Here is a 1,506-nt window from a genome sequence, read left to right on the forward strand (position 1 = left end):
CCTCGTTTTATTTGCGTTTTAAATAAAAATTTTCTCCCTAGAAAGGAGGTGATCCAGCCGCACCTTCCGGTACGGCTACCTTGTTACGACTTCGTCCCAATCGCTAGCCCCACCTTCACCCGCTCCCCCTCAAAAAGAGATAGGCCACAAGCTTCGAGTGTTACCAACTTTCGTGACGTGACGGGCGGTGTGTACAAGGCCCGAGAACGTATTCACCGCAGCGTTGCTGATCTGCGATTACTAGCGACTCCACCTTCACGGGGCCGAGTTGCAGACCCCGATCCGAACCAAGACGCCCTTTAAGAGATTCGCCCCACCTTACGGTATCGCAACCCTCTGTAGACGCCAATGTAGCATGCGTGAAGCCCAAGACATAAGGGGCATGATGATTTGACGTCATCCCCACCTTCCTCCGAGTTAACCCCGGCAGTCTCCCACGAGTCCCCAACACAACTTGCTGGCAACATAGGACAAGGGTTGCGCTCGTTGCGGGACTTAACCCAACATCTCACGACACGAGCTGACGACAACCATGCACCACCTGCACACCAGCCAAAAAGGAAAACCCATCTCTGGGCCGGTCCAGTGCATGTCAAGCCTTGGTAAGGTTCTTCGCGTTGCATCGAATTAATCCGCATGCTCCGCCGCTTGTGCGGGCCCCCGTCAATTCCTTTGAGTTTTAGCCTTGCGACCGTACTCCCCAGGCGGGGAACTTAACGCGTTAGCTACGACGCAGAAGACAAAAAAGCCCCCCACACCCAGTTCCCACCGTTTACAGCATGGACTACCAGGGTATCTAATCCTGTTCGCTCCCCACGCTTTCGCTCCTCAGCGTCAGTAACAGCCCAGAGACCCGCCTTCGCCACCGGTATTCCTCCTGATATCTGCGCATTCCACCGCTACACCAGGAATTCCAGCCTCCCCTACTGCACTCAAGCCAGCCCGTACCCACCGCAAACCCACAGTTAAGCCATGAGCTTTCACGACAGACGCAACCAGCCACCTACAAGCCCTTTACGCCCAATAATTCCGGACAACGCTCGCGCCCTACGTATTACCGCGGCTGCTGGCACGTAGTTAGCCGGCGCTAATCAACCCCTACACTCAACACACCCCAAAGTGCGCCTTGTTCAGAGCAAAAGAAGTTTACAACCCGAAGGCCTTCATCCCCCACGCGGCGTCGCTGCATCAGGCTTGCGCCCATTGTGCAATATCCCCCACTGCTGCCTCCCGCAGGAGTCTGGGCCGTATCTCAGTCCCAATGTGACCGACCACCCTCTCAGGCCGGCTACCCGTCAAAGCCTTGGTAAGCCATCACCCCACCAACAAGCTGATAGACCGCGAGCCCACCCCTTACCGAAAAAATCTTTCCCACCCACCCCATGCGAGGCAGACAGAACATAAGGTATTAAACACCCTTTCGAATGCTTATCCCAAAGAAAAGGACAGGTTACTCACGTGTTACTCACCCGTTCGCCACTCTCACCAAAAAGTGCAAGCACCCTT

At 55.3% G+C, this 1,506-nt stretch carries 1 rRNA gene; it reads right to left on the reverse strand.

Annotated elements, in window-relative coordinates:
• Positions 1–41: 41 nt before the first annotated feature.
• Positions 42–1,506, reverse strand: a 16S ribosomal RNA gene (locus AC1EKS_RS08940); the annotation flags it as partial.

This window comes from Varibaculum sp. C0165D1, assembly GCF_056590355.1.